The 20,582-nt window shown below is 64.6% G+C and carries 16 protein-coding genes, 1 tRNA gene, 1 other RNA gene and 1 pseudogene; 5 read left to right on the top strand and 14 right to left on the bottom strand.

The annotated features are described in order from the left end of the window. Positions 1-184: 184 nt before the first annotated feature. From EK16_RS04320 to EK16_RS04310, 4 genes are read right to left on the bottom strand one after another with little or no spacing between them, the layout of a single operon-like run. Positions 185-1,033: a fumarylacetoacetate hydrolase family protein gene (locus tag EK16_RS04320; RefSeq protein WP_038034941.1), complete on the bottom strand. Its 849-nt coding sequence runs from the start codon at positions 1,031-1,033 to the stop codon at positions 185-187. A gap of 26 nt (positions 1,034-1,059) precedes the next feature. Further along, complete coding sequence (locus tag EK16_RS12185; protein WP_156098480.1) at positions 1,060-1,260, bottom strand: hypothetical protein; 201 nt, start codon at positions 1,258-1,260, stop codon at positions 1,060-1,062. Positions 1,261-1,264: 4 nt separating this feature from the next. Further along, a complete protein-coding gene (locus EK16_RS04315) occupies positions 1,265-3,433 on the bottom strand; it encodes an LUD domain-containing protein (RefSeq protein ID WP_197059604.1) in 2,169 nt (722 codons plus the stop codon). Continuing rightward, positions 3,430-4,221, bottom strand: coding sequence for a (Fe-S)-binding protein (locus EK16_RS04310; protein WP_051928930.1), 792 nt, complete (start codon positions 4,219-4,221; stop codon positions 3,430-3,432). Before EK16_RS04310 ends, EK16_RS04315 begins: the two co-directional genes overlap by 4 nt. A 302-nt stretch (positions 4,222-4,523) precedes the next feature. Between EK16_RS04310 and EK16_RS04305 the strand changes: the two genes are divergently transcribed. Beyond that, the gene (locus tag EK16_RS04305) at positions 4,524-5,318 is read left to right on the top strand and encodes a FadR/GntR family transcriptional regulator (protein ID WP_038034940.1); all 795 of its coding nucleotides are present in this window, start codon (positions 4,524-4,526) and stop codon (positions 5,316-5,318) included. 33 nt (positions 5,319-5,351) lie between these two features. Here EK16_RS04305 and EK16_RS04300 read toward each other — a convergent pair whose 3' ends face one another. Together EK16_RS04300 and EK16_RS04295 are read right to left on the bottom strand one after the other, a co-directional pair. Next, positions 5,352-6,569: an FAD-dependent monooxygenase gene (locus EK16_RS04300; protein WP_051928929.1), complete on the bottom strand. Its 1,218-nt coding sequence runs from the start codon at positions 6,567-6,569 to the stop codon at positions 5,352-5,354. Positions 6,570-6,788: 219 nt separating this feature from the next. Then, entirely contained in the window at positions 6,789-7,970 is a 1,182-nt protein-coding gene (locus EK16_RS04295; RefSeq protein ID WP_051928928.1) for a YeeE/YedE family protein, read from the bottom strand. A gap of 293 nt (positions 7,971-8,263) precedes the next feature. Here EK16_RS04295 and EK16_RS12180 point away from each other — a divergent pair, with 293 nt between their 5' ends. Beyond that, positions 8,264-8,434, top strand: a complete 171-nt coding sequence (locus EK16_RS12180) for a hypothetical protein (protein ID WP_156098478.1) — start codon at positions 8,264-8,266, stop codon at positions 8,432-8,434. Between the two features lie 233 nt (positions 8,435-8,667). Here the strand turns inward: EK16_RS12180 and arsC are convergent, their stop codons facing one another. The 6 genes from arsC to ffs all read right to left on the bottom strand — a co-directional run bounded on the left by arsC (position 8,668) and on the right by ffs (position 13,728). Beyond that, positions 8,668-9,018 (bottom strand): arsenate reductase (glutaredoxin), encoded by a 351-nt coding sequence (gene arsC / locus EK16_RS04290; RefSeq protein ID WP_038034937.1) that lies wholly within the window; start codon positions 9,016-9,018, stop codon positions 8,668-8,670. A gap of 87 nt (positions 9,019-9,105) precedes the next feature. After that, positions 9,106-10,209 carry a quinone-dependent dihydroorotate dehydrogenase gene (locus tag EK16_RS04285; RefSeq protein ID WP_051929104.1) on the bottom strand — a complete coding sequence of 368 codons (1,104 nt, stop codon included), beginning with the start codon at positions 10,207-10,209 and terminating at the stop codon, positions 9,106-9,108. A 185-nt stretch (positions 10,210-10,394) separates the two neighbouring features. Further along, the gene (recR, locus tag EK16_RS04280) at positions 10,395-11,000 is read right to left on the bottom strand and encodes a recombination mediator RecR (protein WP_038034936.1); all 606 of its coding nucleotides are present in this window, start codon (positions 10,998-11,000) and stop codon (positions 10,395-10,397) included. Positions 11,001-11,109: 109 nt separating this feature from the next. Beyond that, positions 11,110-11,433, bottom strand: coding sequence for a YbaB/EbfC family nucleoid-associated protein (locus tag EK16_RS04275; protein WP_038034934.1), 324 nt, complete (start codon positions 11,431-11,433; stop codon positions 11,110-11,112). Further along, a complete protein-coding gene (locus EK16_RS04270; RefSeq protein ID WP_197059603.1) occupies positions 11,430-13,358 on the bottom strand; it encodes a DNA polymerase III subunit gamma/tau in 1,929 nt (642 codons plus the stop codon). The genes EK16_RS04275 and EK16_RS04270 overlap by 4 nt, the downstream gene beginning before the upstream one ends. Before the next feature lie 273 nt (positions 13,359-13,631). Then, positions 13,632-13,728: signal recognition particle sRNA small type (gene ffs, locus EK16_RS11860), an RNA gene on the bottom strand. Between the two features lie 170 nt (positions 13,729-13,898). Here ffs and EK16_RS04265 point away from each other — a divergent pair. After that, on the top strand, positions 13,899-15,458 hold the full coding sequence (locus EK16_RS04265; protein WP_038034931.1) for a YifB family Mg chelatase-like AAA ATPase: 1,560 nt from the start codon (positions 13,899-13,901) through the stop codon (positions 15,456-15,458). Between the two features lie 257 nt (positions 15,459-15,715). Here EK16_RS04265 and EK16_RS04260 read toward each other — a convergent pair. Continuing rightward, positions 15,716-15,791: transfer RNA gene (locus EK16_RS04260), tRNA-Val, on the bottom strand. Between the two features lie 269 nt (positions 15,792-16,060). Next, positions 16,061-17,869, bottom strand: coding sequence for a monovalent cation:proton antiporter-2 (CPA2) family protein (locus EK16_RS04255; protein WP_051928927.1), 1,809 nt, complete (start codon positions 17,867-17,869; stop codon positions 16,061-16,063). A 273-nt stretch (positions 17,870-18,142) separates the two neighbouring features. Here EK16_RS04255 and mutY point away from each other — a divergent pair, with 273 nt between their 5' ends. Then, complete coding sequence (mutY, locus tag EK16_RS04250) at positions 18,143-19,222, top strand: A/G-specific adenine glycosylase (RefSeq protein WP_051928926.1); 1,080 nt, start codon at positions 18,143-18,145, stop codon at positions 19,220-19,222. Positions 19,223-19,486: 264 nt separating this feature from the next. After that, positions 19,487-20,582, top strand: a pseudogene (locus tag EK16_RS12400) (hypothetical protein); the annotation flags it as partial.

The following is a 20,582-nucleotide window of genomic DNA, read 5'->3' as shown; positions in this document are numbered from 1 at the left end:
GTGCCGCTTTCGGCGCATCCTGCCAACAGCTATATACCCCTTCGCCATGCTTTCACCAGTGACAACGCACCTGGCTCATCTCGTCCTTACGTTTTTTCAACGGCGGTTCTCGCTTCCTTTTCCGTAAAAATGATGAGCTGATCAGGCGCGGTTGAACTTAAATGAACGCGATGAGAAGAAAACATCAGGCCGGTTCGCGGCGCACCTGTTGTCTTTGGCGGCCAAGCCCGGTGCCGGTGAGGGTCATGACGTCACCGTCCTTCAGATAGACGGGCGGCGTGCGTCCGTGGCCGACGCCGGCCGGGGTGCCGGTGGCGATGATATCGCCGGGCATCAGCGTGAAATGGCGGGAAAGGTAGGAGACTAGCTCCGCAACGGAAAAGAACATGTCCGCCGTCGTGCCCTTTTGCATCACCTGGTCATTCACCCGCAGTTCAAGGTCGATCGCCTGCGGATCAGGCAGCTCATCGCGGGTGACCAGCCACGGCCCCACCGGCCCGAAGGTGTCGAAGGACTTGCCTTTCACCCACTGGCCGGTGCCCTCAAGCTGCACGGCGCGCTCGGAAATGTCGTTGACCAGGCAATAGCCGGCGACGTGATCGAGCGCATCCGCCTCGGGGACGTTCTTGCACACCCGCCCGATGATCACGCCAAGCTCCACCTCCCAGTCGGCCTTGCGGGCGAAGGCGGGCAGGATCACGTCATCATCCGGACCGATGATGCAGCTGACATGCTTGGTGAAAACCACAGGCTCGGCTGGCTTTTCCATGCCCACTTCCGCGGCGTGATCGGCATAATTGAGGCCGATGCCGATGAATTTCTGCGGCGCCCGCACCGGCGGGCCGAACCGCGGCGTTCCCTCCACCGGCGGCAGATCGGCGATATTCAGCCCCGCGATCGTCTCCAGACAGCTGGCGGCGAGCGTCTCAGGCGTGATATCCTCGATGATATGGGAGATGTCATAGACCTTGCTGGCGGCATCGACGATGCCCGGCCGTTCCGCCCCCGCTTCGCCATAGCGCACGATTTTCATGGTTGCAGTCTCTCCATTCTCGCACATTACACGACACATGCATCGTCATACCGGCGAAAGCCGGTATCTAAAGCCACAAACGCATGAATTTGCGGCTTAAGACCTAAGGCTTTCGCCGGGGTGACGGGGAAGGTGGCAACGTTGTGTCGTGTAGTGTGCCCTCCTCGATTTTTGCCGCGCCGCAAAGGAGTTTGAAATTTCAACAAAAATTCGTTTTCCGCTCCCATCCGTTCAGGCCTCCTTGATCAGGAAAATGTGCAGGATGGCGGGGCCATGGGCGCCGAGCACGAGCGTTTGTTCAATGTCGGCGGTGCGTGACGGGCCGGTGATCCAGTGCACGCTGCGCGGCATGTCTTTCGGCCCCAGGCGGGTGCGCAGCAGATCCCAGCTGTCATCAAGCCCGGGCCGAATGGCCGAAACCGGCACCGCCGCCAGGAGCACTCGCGGCAACAGCATCAGCGTGGGCGGTGCCGTCTTTCCGGAAAGCGTAAGCAGGCTGCCGGTTTCGGCAATGGCCGCCTCCGGCAGGATCAGGCCTGCGCCTTTTGCGCTCTCCGCACACGGCGGCAAGGAGGGATCAAGATCAATCCCCGCCTCGTCCCACGCCAGCTCAGTGAATCGTGAAGAGAGCACATGCAGCGGCCCTTCTTCCCCGTGCCTTTTCAAGGCGAGCGCCACCGCATCCGGCAGAGTGTTGAAAGACGGCACCGTCTCCACGATGGCGCCGGCCGCCTCCGCCTCTTCGCTGAAGCGCAAGGCCAGACGTTCCGGCGCATCGGGCCGGGCCCTCTCAGGCTGCGGTCCGCGCGGATGGTTGCGCAGGCGCGCTTCAAGCGTCTCGTAAGCGGCCTTCCCCGCGCGTGCCTTTTTCCCGCCCTCTTTTGTGCAAGGAGCTTCTGTCAGGGATGTATGAGCTTCCTTGCCCGGTGCCTTTCCGCGCTGATCGGGCCAGACATCCTCATGCGGCTGCGCAAGAAACGGTGGTGCGTCCGGCGCCGGCAAATCTCGCACGCTGAACCAGCCGCCCAGCCCCGGCAGGGGGCGGGTGATGAAATGTGTCTTTCCGGCAAGAAAGCGCAGCATGCCGTTGCCAAGCCGGGAAAGGCGCCGATAGAGCCGAGGCCGCTGTGCCAGCCGGGCCCAGAGTTTCAGCCCCAGCCGCTGCATGGCGGACCCGTGCCCGGCCTTGAAAGCCCGCATGCGCCAGCGGCGGATGAGATCGGGCAGGGGGATGCGCACCGGACACACCTCCGCACACCGCCCGCACATGGTGCAGGCATCGGCCAGATCATGCATTTTTTCCAGGCCATGCAGGGCCGGCTGCAGCACCTCGCCCATCGGCCCGGGATACACATCACCATAGGCATGACCGCCGGTCACCTGAAACACCGGGCAGTGATTGAGGCACGCCCCGCAGCGGATGCAGGCGAGAATGTCGGCAAACGGCCCCTGCCGCACATCCTTGCGCCCGTTATCCAGCAGCACGATGTGCATCTCCTCCGGCCCGTCCGCATCGGCATCCCGCTTCGGCCCGGTGAAGAAGCTGGTATAGGTGGTTATCTCCTGCCCGGTGGCCGAGCGCGCCAGCAGGCGCAACAGCGCGGTGGCATCCTCGCGCGTGGGCACCACCTTCTCGATGCTGGCAAGCACGATGTGCAGGCGGGGCAGGGTGGCGCAAAGATCGCCGTTGCCCTCATTGGTCACCAGCACAACCGTGCCCGTTTCCGCAATGAGGATGTTGGCGCCGGTGATGCCGGCATCAGCCGTGCAGAAGACCTCGCGCAGAACCTTGCGCGCCTCGCTGACGAAATCCTCCTGGCTGCTCAAGGTCCGTTCGGGTGGGAGCTGTTCATGGGCCTTGCGGAAAGCGGGCTCGATATCGGCACGGGTCAGATGAATGGCGGGCGCCACGATATGGCTTGGTGCCTCCTTGCGCAGCTGGATGATGTATTCGCCAAGGTCGGTTTCGGTCACCGTCATGCCCGCTTGCTGTAGGGCGGCATTAAGCCCGATCTCCTCGGAGATCATGGACTTGCCCTTCGCCACCCACCGCACACCCCGTTCGGCAAGAAGGGCTTGAATGCGCGCGCAGGCTTCTGCCGCATCCGCAACCCGGTGCACATGGCAGCCGGCCGCTTCCGCCTGCCTGATGAAGCGCTCAAGAAGCACATCGAGATCGGCAATGGCCCGCCGCTTCAGGGCGGCGGCATACTGGCGCAGATCCTCGAATTCCGGCAGACGCGCAAGCGCCTTCGCCCGCTTGGCGATGAAGCCGCGCGGCACATTGGCCAAGGCCCTTTGCAGCTGCGCATCCGTCAGCGCCCGCACCGCCCGCGCCCGGAATGTCGCCGGTGCTGCCGTGGCCGCATCCGCCTTTTTCCTTGCCGTTGTCTCGTTCATGATCCGGCCTCGTTGGCGATCCGGGTGGGCTTGCAGAAGACAGGCGCGAATCCCGCCAGGATCTCGGCAACGTGCATGACCGCAACCTCCATGCCGCGCCTGTGCATGCGCCCGGCCAGATGCAGCAGGCAGCCCATGTCCACGCCGGTGAGAATTCGGGCCTTGCTCTGCATGATGGTTTCGATGCGCCGGTCGGCCAGCGCCGCGGATACTTCCGGCAGCTTCACCGAAAACAGCCCGCCAAAGCCGCAGCAGGTTTCCGGATCATCAAGCGCCACAGCCTCAAGCCCCGCCACCTGATCCAGCAGCGCCCACACAGGCGTGCGCCCGCGGATTTCGCGCAAGAGCGCACAGGATTCATGCACCGCCACCGGGCCAAATTTCCAGCGCCCGGCAAGCGGCGGTACGCCATGGCGATGCAGAAACTCGCACAGCTCAAAGGTTCGCGCCGCCAGCGTACAGGCGGCCTCATGCTCGGCGGAACCTTCGGGAAACAGCGAGGGATAATGCACACGGATCATCCCGGCGCAGGAGGCAGAGGGCACAACCACTGCATCAAAAGCGGAGAGCATCTTGATCGCCTGTATTGCCAGCGCCCGTGCTGCCGCCGCATCGCCGCCGTTATAGGCCGGCTGGCCGCAACAGGTCTGCCTTTCAGGCACCGAGACACGAAAGCCCGCCGCGCGCAGAAGCTTCAGCGCCGCCTGCGGCACGGAAGGGCGCATCACATCGGCCAGACACGTGGCAAACAGGGCGATGGTGCGGGGGCGTTCGGAAGAGTCCGTCATGAAAGGTGTCCGAAAGGCTCTCAGTCTGGCAGGGGATTCAGGGCATCTTTGGCTTTTACGCGCACATGTATGCGCTTGTGTGTAGAGCCTGCCGATGGCCGCTTCGTCAAGCATGCAAAGGTCGCGTTTTCCTGATCGGGAAGGCCAAGGCACGAAAAAGGGAAGACATGGGCCCATGGAGAGGTGAAGGCGCCGTGCCTGCGACAGCCCGTCATGGCCATATCCCTTGACCACTCCGGGAAGCGATTGTTACTTCAAGAAAAAGAACCTATAACCCTCGCCACAACCAGCGGGAGGGGGCCATGACGAACAACGTTTTCACGCGCATCGATCAACGCAAGATCTCTTCCGAGGTGGCGCGCCAGATCGAGGAGCTCATTCTGGAGGGCACGCTGCGCCCGGGCGATCGTCTGCCCGGCGAGCGTGACCTGGCCGAGGCCATGGACGTTTCGCGCCCCACGGTGCGCGAGGCCATCGAGGATCTCAAGAACCGCGGCCTTTTGCGCACGCAGCACGGCGGCGGCACCTTTGTTGCCGATATCATGGGCTCCATGTTCTCACGGCCCATGGTGGAGCTGTTCGCCCGTCATCCCCGCGCCACCTTCGATTTCATCGAATACCGCGGCGAGATCGAGGCCATTGCCGCCGGCTGGGCCGCCGCGCGCGCCACGGAGACCGACCGCGAGATCTTGACCCGCATCATCAACGACATGGAGCGCGCCGCCCGCGAGGAGGACACGGAGCTGGAGGCGAAGCTGGATGTGGATCTGCACATGGCCATTGCCGATGCCTCGCACAATCTCATGCTGATTCAGACCATCCGCTCCATCTTCTCCATGCTGGCGGAAGGCGTGTTCTACAACCGTGAGCTGGCGGTGAAATACGGTGCCCGCGGCATGGTGCTCTATGAGAAGCACAAGCGCCTCTATGATGCGGTGATGTCCGGCGATCCCGAATGGGCCGCCCGCGAGGCCCGCGGCCACATGGAATACATGGCCGGGGTCATGCGCGAGGCGCAGATGGCCGAAAAGCGCGAAAAGGAGGCGCGCCGCCGCCTGGAGCTCATGCGCGATTCCCGCAGCCGCCGCCGCCGCTGACCCCCGCCGGCGCCATTAATTATTGATCCTCCATCACGGCCGCCAGCCGTAGAGCCAGCGCATGGCGCGCAGGCCGGCGGTGCCGGAGCGGGCGCGGATGAACAGATCCCGTGCCAAAGAAAGCGGCGGGCCGGCATGATAGATCCGGCCCAGTGCGTGCGAGCGCTTCACGATCCGTGCGGTGCGCGGCTGGCGCGTGGCCTCATAGGCGCGCAGGGCGCTGATGATCTCTTCATCGCTCGCCTCCCTTTCGCGGCTGCGAATGGCGGCGAGCTTGCGGCCCAGGATCACGGCATCCTCCAGCGCCATCACCGCGCCCGAGGCGAGATAGGGCAGGGTGGGATGCGCCGCATCGCCGATCAGCGTCACCCGGCCCTTCCCCCAGGTGTTCACCGGCTCCCGGTCCGCGCCCGCCCAGCGCAGCCATTGCCGGGGCAGGGAGAGCACCTTTTCAAGCGCCGGCGCCACATCCTTGAATACCCTGCGCAGAATGGCGCCGTCGGACGGCTCGCTCCAGCCCTCCGATTCCCAGGATTCATTGACGGCAGCGACAATGTTGAATTTCTCACCCGCCGCCACCGGATAGTGCACCACATGCCCGCCCTCATGCAGCCACAGGTGCACGGATGAAAGATCCACCCCCTCCGGCACCGCATCGATATCCACCAGCGCCCGGTAAAGAACATGCCCGGCGAACTGGGGCGGCCCGTCGTGCAAAAGCCCTTCGCGCACCCGGGATCGGATGCCGTCGGCGCCAATGAGAAAGTCGCCCGTGAGCGTCTGATGCTTTTCGGCGCCCTCAGCGTCCGTCTCTTCCCGTTCGATATCCACGCGCACGCCGTTGTCATCCTGGGCAAAGCCCGTCACCCGCCGGCCCGTGTGAATGCGGATCAGCGGCCGTTGCGTGGCTTCCACAAACAGCGCATCAAGCAGATCGGCCCGGTGCACCACCTGATAGGTCCCGTCAAACATCCGCTGAAACGGCTCGTTCAGCGGCAGCTCGGCCAGTGCCCCGCCTTTTGCCCGTAAGATTCGGATGGCCCTGGGAAACACCACCCGCGGCCGCAAAAGATCCCACACGCCCAGGCCCTCAAGCGCCCGGCGGCCATTGGGACCGATCTGAATGCCGGCGCCGATCTCCTCGATGATCGGCGCCTGTTCCAGAACCGTGACCTTGTGCCCCTGATGCGCGCAGGCGAGCGCCGCCGCCAGACCGGCAATGCCTCCGCCTGCCACGATGAAATGGGCCATGATCGCTGTTCCTTTCCGTTCGATGCAAGGACGAAAGATGCCCGCAAAGAGGTGAAAAGATCCGCTTACCCGCGGATCGCAAAGCGGCGGTGCGCGGCAAACGGCAGAATGTCTACAGCATGCATGAGTCTTGCGGCATGAGAAAGGTCAAATTCCCCGCCATTCCTGCGCCGGCGGGATGAGCCCCTTTCTTTCTGAACAAACGTATTCCGGCGCCGGTCACGGATTCTTCAGCCCGAAGAAGGGGCGCAGGCGCACGCCGATGGCCGTGCCCATCAGGCCGAAGACCACCCATTGCCAGCCGTGCAGGGAGCCGGAAATGATGCCGGAGAAATAGGCGCCGACATTGCAGCCGAAGGCAATGCGCGCGCCATAGCCCATGAGCAGCCCGCCGATGGCCGCGCCCAGAGCCCCGCGCCAGCCCACCCAGACCGGCCTGGAGAAGCCGCCGGCCAGCGCCGTGGCCAGGGCGGCGCCGATGATGATGCCGAGGTTGCTCAGCGAGGTGTCCTCCGCCAGCCAGGAATTGGCAAGCGCCCATTTGGGATAGGGCCAGGTCCAGAACGGCACTTGTGAAAGATCATAGCCCAGCGCCTGCACGATCTTGCCGCCCCAGAGGGTGTAGCCGAAGGAGATCGTCCACATGTGCCCGGTCACCGCCAGCACTGCGAAATTGAGCACCGCCAGCAAAAACCCGCCGGCCATCCAGCTCCAGGGCCCGCTTAAGATACGGCGCCAGGTCAGCGACGGCCGTTCCGCTTTTGCGGGGGAGGCGTTTGCGGAAGAAGTGATGGTGCAGCGGCGCTCAAGCGCCAGGGTGGCGATGAATATGGCGGCGAAGATCGAAAGCTGCAGCACAAGCGTCGCCCAAAGACCAAGCTTGTGCACGAGCGAGATTCCGCCCAGGTTCGGCATGCCATACCAGAAGGGCAGGTCGGCCGAGCCCCAGAGCGAACCGATGAGGAAGAACACCAGCGTGATCATCATGCGCGTGGAGCCGCCGCCGAGGGCATAGAGCGTGCCGGAGGCGCAGCCGTTGGCCAGTTGCATGGCCAGGCCGAACATGAAGGCGCCCACCGCCACCGAAACCCCGGCCGGTGCGATTGCGCCTGCCACCTTGTGCCCGAGGATCTGCCCCTGTGCGAGAACGGGCAGAACGAGAAGGCTGCCCACCGCCAGCATCACCATTTGCGCCCGAATGCCGGAACCGTCCAGCGCCACGAGAAAGCGCCGCCAGTGCGTGGTGAAGCCATAGGAAGCCTGCATCAGCACAAGGCCGAGAAGAAGGCCAAGGCCGAACACGAGCGCCTTCTTGCCGGAGACAGTCCAGGCAATCCAGCCGGAAAGCCCCGCGGCGAAGATCAGCACGATGATCACATGAAGCCAGTTGGGCCGTCGCATCACGCCCTCCCACAGTATCCCCTCACACGATCGGAACGGCTCTTCCACCACCTTCAGGAAAGGATAGGAAGCCCGCCCAAGCCATGCAATGCTCGCTCACTCAAAAAGATGACACATCCCTCCACATGCCGCATGCACCCAGGCATCTTCCCGATCGTCTGCCGGCTAAGGGTTTGCCGTTGCGGCAAGGCATGTTACGGTTTGTTAACCATGATGACTCACACTTCCCCTGTGGGTTGGGGGGCAACCCGAAGAAGCCTCCTCGGACGTGCATGATACGGGGAGAGAGTGTCATGGCGAGCATTGTCCGTTTTCCGCCGCGATCGGCGCGACTCGGAAAACCGAGACAGCAGGCCGCGGAGAAAGAGGCGGAGATCATCCTCTTTCCGGGCGTGCGCTACGAGTATCTCGACGCGGACGACCAGGGCGGAAAGGACGCCACCGAGGCCCGGGAACACGGCTGAGCCTTAAAACTGGCGCAGCCCGCCCGCGTGGTGTGATCACACTTGCGGGTCTGCGAAAGGCCAAGGGGCTTTTTGCGCGCCGTGTGCCCTTCAGCGGGCCTGCAATGCCATGTCCGCCTGAAGAGATGGCAAATCCCGCCGTAAACCCGTTCACCGGCGCCAGTCACAGGACAGACAACCCATTTCGCCATCATTTCCTGTCTTGTAACCGAAAGGGAAGCGGCCTTCCGGGATCAGAGAATGGCAAGCACATTCTCGGGCGGGCGGCCGATGGCGGCCTTGCCATTGGCGATGACAATGGGCCGCTCGATCATGCGCGGATGCTTCACCATCGCCTCAATCAGCGCATCGTCGGAAAGCGTGGGATCATCCAGCCCCAATTCCTTATATTCCTTCTCCTTGCGGCGCATCAGCTCCCGCGGTGAGGACAGCCCGAGCAGACGCACGATCTCGCGCAATTCCTCAGCCGAAGGCGGTGTCTCCAGATATTTCACGATCCTGGGCTCAATGCCCTTCTCCTGCAAAAGCTTGAGGGTGGCGCGGGACTTTGAGCACCGCGGATTGTGATAGATGGTAACGCTCATGGCCGCAAATCCCGGAAGAAGTGTGTTTCGCAATCTTTCTTGAGAACGGTTTGCAATGTGTGCACCCTAGCGCCTGCGCCCGCTCCGTCAAGAGCTTCGTACGGATATTTCACGCTGCGCCCATTCGGCCATGCCGCTTCCGGTAATCTCGGTGATGCTGGAAAGCCCTTCCCGTGCGCAGCGTTCCGCGAGATCGGAGAGGATTCGCGGCACGATCTCGGGCCCCTGCCAGATGAAGCCCGTGTAGATCTGCACAAGATCGGCACCGGCCCGCATCTTTTCCCATACATCCTCGGCCGAGCTAACCCCGCCGACGCCAATGAGGGCGAGCCTGCGGCCCGCCAGTTTGCGCACGCGGGCGAGAAGCCGGGTGGAGGGGACAAAGAGCGGTCGGCCGGAAAGCCCACCGGTCTCGCCCTTGTGAGGCGACTGCAAGGAAGCGGGCCGCGCGATGGTGGTGTTGGAAACGATCATGCCGGCCGCACCGCCCTGAATACAGGCGGCCACAATCGGCTCGATGTCCGCATCGTGCAGATCCGGCGCGATCTTCACGAAGACGGGCACGCGCCGCCCTGCCGCATCCATGGCCTGCATCACCGCCGCCAGCAGACGGGCCAGTTCGGTGGTGGACTGCAGGTTGCGCAGCCCCGGCGTGTTGGGAGAGGAGATGTTGATGGCCAGATAATCGGCAACCGGGGCCATGCAGCGGGCGCCATGGGCATAGTCGGCCACGCGGTCAAGCGAGCGCTTGTTGGCGCCGATGTTGACGCCAAGCACGCCGCGCCCGCCATACCCCCGCCGGCGCCAGGCGAGAATGCGCTTGCGCGCCGCCACCAGCCCCTCATTGTTGAAGCCCATGCGGTTGATCAGGGCCTCATCCGCACGCAGGCGAAAGATGCGCGGCTGCGGATTGCCGGCCTGAGCCAGGGGCGTGAGCGTGCCCACCTCCACATGACCAAAGCCTATGGCAAAAAGGGCGGGAAAGGCGCGCGCATCCTTGTCAAACCCCGCGGCCATGCCCAGCGGGTTGGCAAAACGCAAACCCGCCACCGAAACCTCAAGCCGCGGATCCTCAACCTTCGGCAATTGCGGAAAAAGGCCAAGCTCAAGCGCCCGCACCGCCAGATGATGCGCGGTTTCCGGCGGCACCGGGCCGGTGAGCAGCCGTGTGACCAGCGTGGACAGAGACATGAAACGGACCTGATGAGAGATCATTCAAAACCCAAAATCGCCGGCACCATTCCATCAATCCCCCGACAGCGCAAGCACTCCGGGCATGCATGCAAAAGGATATGCGCCATGCAGGCACGATGAAAAGGCATGGCCTTGTCACGACATCCCGAACCGTGATCAAGCGACCATGGGGCCAGGAGGATCTAGCGCCGGTCCTGAAAAGCGGCGCGCAGGGTGTTTTCGTCAAGATAGTCAAGCTCGCCGCCCACGGGCATGCCCTGGGCCGGGCGGGTGAGTTTCACATCCGGCAGGGCCGCGCGCAGGGCATCGGCGATGTAATGCGCAGTGGTCTGTCCTTCCACCGTGGCCGGCAGGGCAAGAATCACCTCCTTCACCGCCAGGCGCCGCGCCCGCTCCAGAAGGGTGGGAATGCCGAGATCTTCCGGTGTTGTGCCGTCAATGGGCGAAAGCACCCCGCCGAGGACGTGATAGAGCCCACTGTGGACACCGGCGCGCTCCAGCGCCCACAGATCGGCCACATCCGCCACCACACACAGCACATCCTGCGCCCGCCGCGGATCGGTGCAAAGGCTGCAGGGGCGTTCCGTATCGAGATTGCCGCATTCCGGACAGGTGCTGATCGTTTCCATCGCCTGCGCAAGCGCCCGCGCCAGCGGATCAAGCAGCACCTGCCGGTTCTTGAGCAGATGCAGCGTCACCCGTCGCGCCGAGCGCGGCCCCAGCCCCGGCAGACGGGCCAGCAGCTGAATGATACGTTCGATTTCGGGGCTGACGGGTGTGCGGCTCATTGATAAGGCCAATGTCCGGATGACATCTCACTATGACGGGGGATGGGTGCTCTTGCCATCAGCACGGCAAGCCCTGCCCTTTGCGGCGAAGAAACGGCAGCCAGCGCGCTCAGAACGGCAGGTTCATGCCCGGCGGCAGGGGCAGATCGCCCGTGGCCTCCTTCATCTTCTCCGCGATCAGCGCCTCCATCTTCGCCTTGGCGTCATTATGGGCGGCCACGATCAGATCCTCGAGAATTTCGCACTCCTCGGGCTTGAGCAGGCTTTCATCGATCCGCACACCGCGCATTTCGCCCTTGCCGTTCAAGCGCACGGAAACAAGGCCGCCGCCGGCTGTGCCTTCCACCTCCGCTTCGGCCAGCTCCTGCTGCATGCGCTGCATGCGCTCCTGCATCTCCTGCACCTGACGCATCAGGCTGCCAAGATCCTTCATGGGCCGTCTCCTTGCTCGTCCTTTGTCATGATCTCTGACGCTTCGCCGGCGCGGGGCCGTGTGTCCTCAGGCGGGCGCACATCAAGGATGCGCGCTTCGGGAAAGGCCTGCAAAATGGCGTTCACGGCCGGATGCTGGCGCACCCTGTCCAGATGCGAGGCCTTCTGCCGTCGCCGCTGCTGGTGAATGGTCTCGCCATCTTTTGCTTCAACCACCGCCACCGTCCAGCGCTGCCCCGTCCATTGCGACAGCCGCTTGCCCAGCCGCCCGGGCAGATCCGCCGGGGCGCCATCCGCAAGACCGATTTCCAGCCGCGGCGGTGCAAACCGGACCGGGATCACAAAGCGCTCGATCTCCTCCTTCAGCTTGAGATCCCGCATGGTGCGCGCCAGTTCCGCCACCGCCTCAAGTGAATCGGGAAGCGCAGCCGCTTGCGCCGGCAAGTCATCGGTTTTGGCTTCGGCGGCTGTTGCCGCCTCGGCGGTGTGCATGGCGGAAGCGGTGCCGTTTGCGCGCTTTTCAATAAAACCGGCGCCACGCTCGGATCCACCGGTGCTGCTTGTCATGCCGGCCGATGCAGGGCCTTCCAAAGGCCCGCCCTGCTTGCCTGCGCCTTGAGCCGATGCCGGCCCCGCGCGATGACTGCCGCCGCCCGCATCCCCTTGCTCGCCAGCAGACGGGGCGGGGGAAACGCCGCCACTGCTTTCAAGGATCTTCCGCGCCAGCTCCGCCGGCGGCGGCATGTCCGCGGCATGGGCTAGCCGGATGAGGATCATTTCCGCTGCCGCAAGAGGCGTGGCGCTGTTGCGCACTTCATCCAGCCCTTTCAACAGCATCTGCCATGCCCGCGTCAGCACCGGCATGGACAGCTTTTGCGCCAGCGCCAGACCGCGGCGGCGCTCTTCCTCCGCGGCGCTGTCATCCGCGCCGTTCTCGCCGAGGATACGCATGCGGGTGACCAGATGCGTGAACGTGGCCAGATCGACAAGCACCTGCGCCGGATCCGCCCCCAGCGCATGCTGCTCCGCCATCATGGCAAGCGCGGCATCGGCCTTGCCCGCCATCACCGCCTCGAACAGGTCGATCACCGCGCTTCTGTCCATCAGCCCCAGCATGGTGCGCACATCCTCCGCGCGCACGGCATTGCCACCATAGGCCATGGCCTGATCGAGCAGGGAAAGCGCATCGCGCACCGAGCCTTCCGCCGCCCGCGCGATCATGCGCAAGGCCTCCTCCTCCGCCGGCACGCCTTCCAGTTCGCTGATCCTGGCCAGGTGTTTCATCAGCGTGCCCGCTTCCACCCGCCGCAGGTCGAAGCGCTGGCAGCGCGAGAGGATGGTGACCGGAACCTTGCGGATCTCCGTGGTGGCGAAGATGAACTTCACATGCGGCGGCGGCTCTTCCAGCGTCTTCAGCAGCGCGTTGAACGCCGCCTTGGAGAGCATGTGCACCTCGTCGATGATATAAACCTTGTAGCGGGCCGCCACCGGGCGATAGCGCACCTGTTCGATGATCTCGCGGATATTCTCCACCGAGGTGTGGGAGGCCGCGTCCATTTCCATCACGTCCACGTGACGGGATTCGAGAATGGCCTCGCAATGCTCGCCCATCTCGGGCATGTGCACCGTCGGCTTGTCGGAAAGGGAATAGTTGAGCGCCCGCGCGATCAGCCGCGCCGTTGTCGTCTTGCCGATGCCGCGCACGCCGGTGAGCATGTAGCCCTGAGCGATGCGCCCCATTTCGAAGGCGTTGGCCAGGGTGCGCACCATGGGCTCCTGGCCGACGAGATCCTCAAAGCGCTTCGGGCGATATTTGCGGGCAAGCACGCGATAGACACCGCCGCTTTCCGACGCGGCCGGCTGGGTCTTGCCGCTTTCGCTTGCCTTGGCGGCGTCTTGTTCCGGCGTGGATAGCCGATCGTTCACGGCCCTTCTCCTGTGGACACCGGCGTTCGCGATCGCCCTATGCTCCGGGAGCGCGGCGGCGTGAAAACACCAAACCCCGCCCGGGCGCCGGCGCCGGAATCCCGATCCTCATCTGCAAGGGGCAGGGGGGCTTAAATTCTCAAGACCCGCGCCAAAAGCCCCTTGGCGAAAACACCGAAAGCCGCACCGTCAGCAACCTTTTCCTTCGCCCGACCATGAGGCCTTTTTTGCGGCTTTTGCCCCATCCCCTGGCCTTTTCTGGCCCGCAAGGCGGGTGGAAGGCTGGACACGACCCGTGCGGAAAGCCGCCTGGGCTGCTTCCTTCCGGACCTGACCCGCTGGGCGGCGCGCACGTCCGCGCCAGCCTTCCGCCTGTCTATATCGACAATCCCCGCTTATCTTGCAAGCGGAATCGACGCCATTGCCCGAAAACCCCTTTGCCTGCGCCCCTGAGCCGCAAAAATCGCCATGTTTGAAAAATGTTCTTGATTCGTATTTTGAATGGCGTATACTCTCCCTGGTTGCAAGAGGGAGGGGGTTATGGTCTCGCGTGCGTATACCTTGGCCTTTGAGGGGTTGCAGGCCCGTCCTGTCGATGTTCAGGTGCTCATTTCCTCCGGCATGGTCAATTTTTCCATCGTCGGCCTGCCGGACAAGGCGGTGGCCGAAAGCCGGGAGCGGGTGCGGGCCGCTCTGCATGCCATCGGGCTTGCCCTGCCGGCGAAACGCATCACCGTCAATCTCTCGCCGGCGGACCTGCCCAAGGAGGGCAGTCATTACGATCTGCCCATCGCGCTCGGCCTGCTCGCCGCCATGGGCATCCTGCCGGCGGAATTCATCGCGCGCTATGTCACCATTGGCGAACTGGCGCTGGATGCTTCGCTCACGGCCGTGGCCGGGGCGCTGCCTGCTGCCATGGCCGCCCATGATGCCGGCCGCGGGCTGATCTGCCCGGCCGCCAACGGGCCCGAGGCCGCCTGGGCCGGCGAGGAAGTGGACATTCTCGCCCTGGCCACGCTCGTGCAGATTGTCAATCATGTCCGCGGGCATCAGATGCTCTCCCGGCCCGCTCCCGGCGTATCCACCGCCGCTCATGGAGAGGAACGGCCCGATCTCGCAGATGTCCGCGGTCAGGACGCGGCCAAGCGCGCGCTGGAGGTGGCCGCCGCCGGCGGACATCACATGCTGATGACCGGGCCGCCGGGCGCCGGCAAGTCCATGCTCGCCGCCCGCCTGCCGGGCATTCTTCCGCCGATGAGCGCGGAGGAGATGCTGGAAACCTCCATGATCGCCTCGCTCGCCGGCGCCCTGCAGGACGGAGCCATCATCGCTGAGCGCCCGTTTCGCGCCCCGCATCACACCGCCTCCATGGTCGCGCTTGCCGGCGGTGGCGTGCGCGCCCGTCCCGGCGAGATGTCTCTGGCACACAACGGCGTGCTTTTCCTGGACGAATTGCCGGAATTTTCACCCCGCGCCCTGGAAACCCTGCGTCAGCCGCTGGAGACCGGCGAGGTCACCATCGCCCGCGCCAGTTATCATGTCACCTGGCCGGCACGCTTTCAGCTGATCGCCGCCATGAACCCCTGCAAATGCGGCATGGCGGGCGAGCCGGGCCATGCCTGCCGCCGGGGGCCGCGCTGTGCCGCCGAGTATCAGGCGCGCATTTCCGGGCCGCTGATGGATCGCTTTGATCTGCGCATCACCCTGCCGCGGGTGACGGCCCTGGATCTGGCCCGGCCGCAGAAGGGCGAAACCTCCGCTCACGTGCGCGAGCGCGTCATCGCCGCGCGGGACCGGCAACTGGCCCGCTGCCGCAAGCTGGGCATGAGCGAGCCGGTGCCCAACGCCCGCTTGCCCGCCCGCGTGCTGGAGGAGGTGGCGCGCCCCGATGCGGAAGGCCTCACGTTTCTTACCGAGGCTGCCGAACGGCTCATGCTCTCCGCACGCGGTTATCACCGCATCCTGCGCGTGGCCAGGACTCTCGCCGATCTGGAAGGCGAGGAACAGGTGCGCCGCGCCCATCTCGCTGAGGCGCTGGCCTACCGTGGCCAGCCTTTACCCACGGCCGGCGCCGGCACCGGCGCGATGCCTGTCCTGTGATCGGGATGGGAAAGGCCACAAATGGTTAGCATGCCCATTGGGGCCGAAAGAGGTGCTTGAAAGGACTGAAGGGAATGCACGGCCGCTTTTTATGCCATTGCCGTCCTGGATGCCGGCGCATGCTCATGAAAGGCGCAATGCGCGATCGGAGAGGCAAAAGGATGAAGAGCCGCAGATGATGAAGGATCGGGAACGGGAGCGAGTGCCCCATGCGTGATCGGGTTAACAGAGCGCTGATTGATCCGGTGAGGAAGAGATGGTGGGCGATGCTGGACTCGAACCAGCGACCCCTGCGATGTGAACACAGTGCTCTACCAACTGAGCTAATCGCCCAACCCGAAAGCGCTTTTCGGAAAGAGGCCGCTAAACGCGCGTTCCGCTCCGCCATTTTCTGGGGGAGCCACGCCATGGCCTCTCTCACGTGGCGCACGATGCATATAGGGCCAAGCGCCCTGTTCCGTCAACCCTGCCCGTGCCCCGCAAAGTCACCGTTCATGATGATGCCGCCCACGCCGGGGCATCGCCTGCGTCCATGTCCATGGGCGCCTTGCGCGAGCGGCCCGCAACGGCCTCAGCGCCCGAACGAAAATTCATCAAAGGGCTCACGCTTCCGCATTCCCGCCTGGTGCGCCGCCGTTGGCCTGAAGCGCTGCGTCATGATTCCGGCGTCCGCGTTCCACCGCGCGCAACAGGCGCTGACGCTCCTGCTCGCGCCGCGCGGCGATGACATCATGCGCGGCCTCCGCTCCCAGGCCCGTGCTTTGCAACAGCAGTTCCGCCAGATCAAGGCTCGCCTCCACCGTTTCCGGCACAACTTCATGCGCACCCTGGCTGACAAGGCGCATGGCATGACGCGTATCGCGCGCCCGCGCCAGAACCGGCAGCTGCGGCCAGTGCCGGCTGACCATGCGCACGACCCGCTCTGCCGTTTCGGCATCGTCCATGGTGATGACAAGCGCCAGGGCCTTTCCCGCCCCCAGCCGGCGCAGGATGTCCGGATGCGTGGCGTTGCCGAAGTAAACCGGCGCCGTTTCGCGCGCGGCGGCGACGATCACCGGGTCATTGTCAATGGCCACGAAGGGCTGGCGCAAATCGTTGAGAATTTCGCCCAGAAGCTGGCCGACGCGGCCATAGCCGATGATGATGACGTGATCTTTCAGCTCGCGCGTTTCCTCCGGGGTGGGCAGTGGCGCGCGATGCTGCACCTCGGCGCGGGAAAGGCGCATGCCAAGCCGCCGGCCCAGCCGCGCCAGAAACCCGAGCATGAACATGCTGACCGTAGTTACCACCATGAAGAACTGGGCCTGGTTCCATGGCACAACCTCCCGCCCTGCCGCCTGAGAGAGCACGACGAAAGCGAATTCGCCGCCATGGGCCAGCAGCAGCGCAAGCTCAATCCCCGTGCCGGCGGAGAGACCGAAAAGACGGGCAATGATCAGCAACACCGCCGCCTTGACCAGCACAAGAAGCATGACCACCAACAAGAGCACATGCGCCTGCCCCAGTGCCGCCGGCAAATCGAGATTCATGCCGATGGACGTGAAGAACACACCCATCAAAAGCCCCTTGAAGGGCTCAAGATCCACCTGCACCTGATGGCTGTATTCCGTCTCGGCCAGCAAAAGCCCCGCCAGAAAGGCGCCAAGCGCCATGGAAAGCCCTGCAGCATGGGTGATCACGCCGGTGCCCACAACCAGCAGCAGCGTCACCGCCATGAACGATTCGCGGCTTTTTGCGGCAAACCGCAGCATGGGCCGCAGCAGGAGCCGGCCGAGAAGCGTGATGATGCCGATGGCCAGCGTCGCCTTGCCCAGGTTCAGAAAAAGCGGCCAGAGAATGCCGCCCGCATCGGCCGCCAGCGCCCCGGTCAGAAACAGCATGGGCACCACGGCCAGATCCTGAAACAGCAACACGGCGAAGGCCGCGCGCCCCACCGGCGTGGCCAGCCTGCGTTCCTCCACCATCATGTGCATGACAATGGCCGTGGACGACATGGCCAGGGCCATGCCCACAACACTGGCGGCCGCCAGCTCCAGCCCCGTGGCCGCGCGCAGGAGAGCGGCAAGGATCGCAGCTGTGAGAATCACCTGCGCCGCCCCCAGGCCGAAGACCAGCCGCGCCATGCTCATCAGCCGCTCCCAGGACAGCTCAAGCCCCACCATGAACAGCAGGAACACCACGCCCAGCTCGGCCATGACGTGCACGGTCTTGACGTTCTTGATGGTGGCCCACGCAAGCCAGGGCCAGTATTCGGCCAGGGCGCCAAGCCCATAGGGACCAATGAGCACGCCCGCCAGCAGATAGCCCAGCACCGAAGGCGCGTTCAGCCGCCGCACCAGCGGCGCAATCAGGCCCATGGCCACGAGAAGCACGATCCAGTCGCGCAAGACCGGCAAGCCTTCCTGGGGCACTGTCCGTTTCTCCCTCCAAGGCCGCTGCGAACAAGCGAAGTCAGCCAGCGCTTATGGCAAAGGCCGCGCATGAACGCCCGGCATGCCGGTTTCCGGTGCATGAAAACGGCAGGGTGCTTCGATTTTTCGCGTCCGCCAGGGCGTGATGTATGGATTATGTCTTCCGACGCGCATCGTGCGCAACCGTCCATCCATGCGAAAATTTCACCGGCGCACGGGCGTACTCGCAGAAGCGCCGCGCCAGATACAAGGGGCGAGAGCATTGGACCCGGCATGACCGCAGATCATCATTCCGGAAAAGAGGTGAACATCTCCGCGCTCAGAAAAGCTTTGCTCACCTGGTATGATGTCCGCGCGCTGTCCCTGCCCTGGCGGGCGCCGCCGGGAGAACGGGCGGACCCTTATGCGGTATGGCTGTCCGAAGTCATGCTGCAGCAGACCACCGTCGCTGCGGTTCTTCCCCGTTTTCAACGCTTCATCGAACGCTGGCCCAACGTGCAGGCACTCGCCGCCGCCCCCTTGGAGGATGTGCTCGCGGAATGGGCCGGCCTCGGCTATTACGCCCGTGCCCGCAACCTGCATGCCTGCGCCCGCCTTGTGGTTGAGGTCCATGACGGCCGCTTTCCGCAGGATCCGGCGCAATTGCGCACCTTGCCCGGCATTGGCGCCTATACCGCCGCCGCCATTGCCGCCATCGCCTTTAACGTGCCCGTCATGCCGGTGGACGGCAATGTGGAGCGCATCACCGCCCGCCTCTTTGCCATCGATCAGCCCTTGCCCGCCGTCAAGAAACGAATCGCCGCCCGGGCCGCCACGCTGCAGAACGCTCATCGCCCCGGCGATTTCGCCCAGGCCATGATGGATCTCGGCCGCACCGTCTGTACGCCCAAGGCCCCCACCTGCGCCGCATGTCCGCTAAAGGATGTCTGCCGCGCCCATGCTCATGGGCTGGCAGCAGACCTCCCCCGCCGGGAAAGGCGCAAGGAAAAGCCGCATCGCAGCGGCATGGCCTTCATCCTGCACAATTCCTCCGGGCAGGTTCTTTTGCGGCGCCGTTCCCTTTCCGGGCTTCTTGCCGGCATGCCGGAATTTCCCTCGCAAGGGTGGGATGATGCCCCGCCGTTCTGGCCAGATGCCCGCCCCTTTGGTGTCAAAACACGGCCGCTTGCCCGGGTCAGACACGTGTTCACCCATTTCGTGCTGGATCTCGAAGTGCGTGAGGGCCTGCATCCCGTATTGGCGGATGATGACCTGCCGGATGGCTATTTCTGGCTTGATCCGCTTGAACTTTCCGTGGTCGGCCTGCCCGGCCTGATGAAAAAGGTGGCGCGCAGTGCCGGTTTTCTGGATTGATCCTTGAAGTGAAGAGGCGCCTCGAAACCGACACGCGTCTGGAATACAGAACAACCAGGATCATTTCGCGCGATTGCCACCAGAGATCCATAACGGGGAGGATTTGCCCTGCCAGCGCTTGTGGGGCTAGAATGCCGCCGCATGTTTCGTGCCACGCCATAGCGGGAACGTCATCGGGGCGCGGTGAGAGGCACGAAATCCGATCGAGATAAAACACATTCTCGGGGCGGATGAATCGGGTCAACTGAAGGGGCAGGTGTGACCATGCGCATTTTTCTTTTCGTGATCGCCTTGGCATTGATCACTTTCGGTGCGGCCATCGGGGTTTTGGGGCTTCTTTCGCCGGAGATGCTGCCGCGGCTCGGCGCGCGGGACGGCCTCATCCTGTTCACCGCCGGTCTCGTCATATTCGGCATAGCCGCGCTTGTGGGCGAGATTGCGGGCCTGCGTGCCGATCTTTCGCGCCTGCTCTATGTGCTGGGCGGCCGTGCGCTCGCTGGCCAGGGGGAAGCGCAGCAGACGGCCGCTCAGCCTGCCAGGGCGCCCGCATCCCCACCTGCTTCTCATCCACAGGAAAAGCCTGAATCGGCTGACAAGAGCGCAGCGCCATCAGCCGCCGCGGCCGCCGCAACAGCTGCGGCTGCAACGGTGGCTGCCGCTGCGGCATCAACGGAAAAGGAAAAGGCCGAGCCGGTTCCACCGCAAAAGGAGGAGCAGTCACCCAAGACGGCAGAAAAACCGCAGGAGGAAACGCCCGCTTCCGCAGCTGCCGAGGCCGCAGCCGAGCGCATCCAGCGCCTCGCGGAACAGCCCGTGTTTGCCGAAAAACCGCCTGCGGAGCCTCTGACGGAGGAAAAGGAAACTTCCGCCTCACCAGAACCCAAGCCCGAGGCACCCAAACCTCAGCCCGCGCCGGAGCAGAAGCCCGCCGCCGCACAGCCCAAGCCGGCCGCGGAGGCCAAGCCCGAGGACCCCAAACCACAGCCGGCGCCGGAGCAGAAACCCGCCGCCGCTCAACCCAAGCCGGCCGCGGAGGCCAAGCCCGAGGTACACAAGCCTCAGCCGGCGCCGGAGCAGAAACCCGCCGCCGCACAGCCCAAGCCGGCTGCGGAGGCCAAGCCCGAGGCCCCCAAACCGCAGCCGGCGCCAGAACAGAAGCCCGCCGCAGCCCAGCCCAAGCCGGCCGCGGAGGCCAAGCCCGAGGTACACAAGCCTCAGCCGGCGCCGGAGCAGAAACCCGCCGCCGCACAGCCCAAGCCGGCTGCGGAGGCCAAGCCCGAGGCCCCCAAACCGCAGCCGGCGCCAGAACAGAAGCCCGCCGCAGCCCAGCCCAAGCCGGCCGCGGAGGCCAAGCCCGAGG

The organism is Thermopetrobacter sp. TC1, from assembly GCF_000746275.1.
GTDB lineage: Bacteria > Pseudomonadota > Alphaproteobacteria > Rhizobiales > Aestuariivirgaceae > Thermopetrobacter.
The sequence above is the reverse complement of the archived record's forward strand: the minus strand, read 5'-3'. Positions and strand labels throughout refer to the sequence as shown.